This is a genomic window from Kribbella sp. NPDC020701, assembly GCF_055562215.1.
On the sequence record NZ_JBVHFT010000055.1, the window covers coordinates 1 to 3,484 of the forward strand.

At 60.8% G+C, this 3,484-nt stretch carries 1 protein-coding gene and 1 pseudogene; one reads left to right on the top strand and one right to left on the bottom strand.

Going from position 1 to position 3,484, the window contains the following annotated elements:
• Window positions 1-81: 81 nt before the first annotated feature.
• Window positions 82-447 (top strand): annotated as a pseudogene (locus ACZ3HV_RS44420) (integrase core domain-containing protein); the annotation flags it as partial.
• Here ACZ3HV_RS44420 and ACZ3HV_RS44425 read toward each other — a convergent pair.
• Window positions 438-2,756 carry a DUF262 domain-containing protein gene (locus ACZ3HV_RS44425; protein WP_465693923.1) on the bottom strand — a complete coding sequence of 773 codons (2,319 nt, stop codon included), beginning with the start codon at window positions 2,754-2,756 and terminating at the stop codon, window positions 438-440. The pseudogene ACZ3HV_RS44420 and the gene ACZ3HV_RS44425 overlap by 10 nt on opposite strands.
• Window positions 2,757-3,484: the final 728 nt, after the last annotated feature.

Below are 3,484 nucleotides of genomic sequence, written 5' to 3' on the forward strand. Positions count from 1 at the left end.
CGCGGTCAAGATGGAGCACCCCACGGCTGAACGACCTTGACCGCGTCGAGCACCGGCACACCATCACAAGCCGGAGGAGGACGCCGAAACAGCCCTGTTGACAGACAGGAGAGCATCGCCGGGTCGCAATATACATCTGTGCACTTCACCGAGACCCTGCAGCTCCACGGTCTCAGTCCGTCGATCGGGACCGTCGGCGACGCATACGACAACGCCCTGGCCGAGACCACCATCGGGCTCTACAAGACCGAATGCATCCGCGACGACTCACCGTTTCGCCGCGGACCACTGACCGGCCTCAGCAACGTCGAGGCCATCACCGCCGACTGGGTCCATTGGTACAACACCACCCGGCTCATGCACCGCCTCGACCGACGCCCACCCGCCGAAGCCGAGGCCGACTACTATGCACAAACCCGTGACGACCGACCGGTCGCTCACACATAACCGAGGGGTGCATCAAACCCGGGACGGTTCACTGGCTCGCTAACGTCGGAATGTGTCGATACGGGGACATGCTCCTTGACGTAGGGCCCCTGGTCGCTCCGAAGCCCGGCCACAACCTGTTGGGCTTCCTCGTCGTCGGCTTCTCGCGGTTGACGTTCTAGAATCACTCGTCGCTCGTTGAGCTCCACTGACTGCGTCTTCCAGCCGGCGTCCTGAATAGACCGCACCAATGCTGACCCGGCATAGCTGCGCCAATGTGGCTGATAGCGACGCGCCGATTCTGGCAACGTCGAACCGAGGATCTGCTCGATCTGAGTGAAGGTCAGCCGAACCTCGTCTGTCTGCTGAGCTCCGAGCCACTCCCGCAGTGGGGTGTACTTTCCCGGTGGCGTCGACTCCTCGACGTCCAGCTCCAGCTCGACCTCAACCTCTTCGTCGGTGGGAGTCTCCGCGCTGTCTGGCTGCGGTACCTCAGCCGGGCACGGCCAGATCGCGCTGATCGAATCGATCAAGGCGTCGGTCCGCTCGCGAATGTCGTCCTCTGTCCAGGTGTCCGCGTGCGCCGCGACCAAATGAGCGTTGAGCTTCAGTTCGCTGTGACTCAGCAGGTAGTCACGCTTGCCGCCCACACCGCCGAGACCTCGGGCCTGTGCCTGGACGGCAGTCCACGGTCGATTCGAGAGTGTCGGATTGAGCTTGGCGTTTACCAACGTGAGGTTTCCCAGCGTTTGGACCAGCTGATCACGTTTCAATGCGGCGATCTCGTCACCGAGGATGTCCGAGCCCCAGTGATCCCTCCAGCCCTGCGGCATCACGTGCTCAATTGTCAGGTTGTACGGACAGGGTTGACCCTCACCCAACGGTCCTCTAGCGGCGTCCTCGAGTGCTTCGAGGATCATCCTGAGGCGAGCACGCGACAGGTTCTTATAGATGGCCTCGCTCGTCAGGCTGTTGGCCAGCGAAGCATCGTTGGGCCAGTAGCGGCTCTGTGCAGATTGCGACAGCGAGCGCTCTGTCGTGTCGCCGGCGACCGCGGGTCCCGCCTCAGCGAGGTCTTTGAGCAGATCCAGAACCATCTTGTTGTATTCCTTGGTCGAGGCGCGACACAGCGCGCGTCGGACGAGCCAGCTCTCTAACGACCTCAGCGCTTTCTCCTTCTGCGCCCGGGGCATCTCGTCCTCCGAGTGACGGAGGATCCACATCAGGAAGGAACCGACCACCTGGGTGTCCATTGCCCTCAGCACCCGATAGTAGAAGCGGCCCTCTGTTGTGTTCGCTGGAAGCTTCTCCATCGATTGATGGACCTTCGCATCTGCGGCGAGTTCAGCTAGTAGCGCCGCGATGGCCGTCTGGTCGACGAGTGCGATGTGATCGCGGAAGTCGGTGAAGACGCGATCCGTAGGAACGTCGCGAAGCAACTTCATCGTGAGCCAGCGATTGAGAAACACGTCGATGCGAGGGCGGTAGAACCGCCCCTGGGATATCGGCTGACGCCAGTAGTCAGAGTCCAGCTCGCTCCAGTACCTCGTGTACAGATCGTCGACGTCCAACTGTTGCGCAGACGCAACCTGAAAGACAAGGTTCTTGACGAGGTCCGACGCAAGTAGGGGCATACCACGGTGATTCAGGGTCTCAAAGATCACCTGGGCGTTGTCGCCCGGCTCTAGGTCGATGACAACGACGCGTAGATGTTCGCGCAGCGCTTGAGCCAGGGCGGCGAGCCGAAGGGATGCCTTGTCTGGATCACCGGAGACATCGGCCCAGTCCTCGATTTGGTCCACGAAGAATGCATGTGCTTGCGCGATGCTCGAGCCAGCCAGGTTCGGCGGCACGACAGTGTCGTTGTCCATCGCTGCTCGGAACGCGGCCTGGTCGCGGTTGGTTGGCCAGACCTTAAAGATTTGGTCCGGATTCTGTGTCATCTGGGGGTTGTTCTGGACGAGCACCTTCAAGGCCTGAGAATCGATTGGGTTGCCATGCTCCTCGACTACCCACTGCGCCGCATCGAGCAAGAGCTGAATAGTGGTAAGGCGTTGCTGACCATCAATTACATGTCGCACCCCGATGTAGGCGACTGGGGCTAGCTGCTGTTCGATAACGATGGCACCCAAGAAATGCGGAGGCACGGGTGGTGTGCCGTAAGCGACCGGTGGCGCGTCCAGGATGGCATCGGCGAGCGCGCTGACATCATCCCACAGCGGCTTCCACTGATCCTTCTCGTTCCACACGTAGGGGCGCTGAAAGAGCGGTACAACATACCGGATCTGGTTCCCAAAGATCTCAGCAGGCGAGTGGGTCAGAGCCTTCACGGCGGATCCTCTCCAACGTTTGTATGGACGACAACGGCCCGACCAGTGTCTAGCCAGTCGGCCACTTCCAGAACCAGTTCATCGATTGCAACAGGTGATTGATATCGATGTCTCATGCCGGATCGTCACCCAAATCGACGATCCGCTGTCTGATCGTTGATCGAGCTCAGCCAACACATCGTGACACCACGCTATCGGTCCGTTGACTCCACCTCTTCGAGACATCGCCGATGTGTCCACGGGCGTTACCGAACGCTGGTCAGTACCCGTCCATATCCGGATGGGCATATACCGAACCGGACGCGTGCTCCCGGGGCTGGCGACTATTCGACAGACGCTTCGGCAAGCCCACACCCTGACCCGAATCACAGCGAGCAGCAGGAAGGCGTCGGCAGGCCACCAGATCGTATGCGCGATCGCCCATGGTTTAACCCATGGGTTTCAACGCGAAGCGACGTTAGAGGCGGACCGGCGACGAGGAGTCTGATCGATCGGATTCCCCCGTATTACAAGGGATCTGGGCATCGACGCGCAACGTCGCCGACTGATTGGCCAGAAAGCGGTGGTTAGGGGTTCGAGTCCCCTCACCGGCTCAAAAGTCTTACCCACGCGTGCTACAGCGGTGGCACCTACGGGCCTTACCCCCGGTTCTTGGACACGGTGGTGGATTACGCCGCTGACGGGAGCGTAGCGGTGTAGCGGGCTTCGTAGGTGTTCGGGGACTGGTA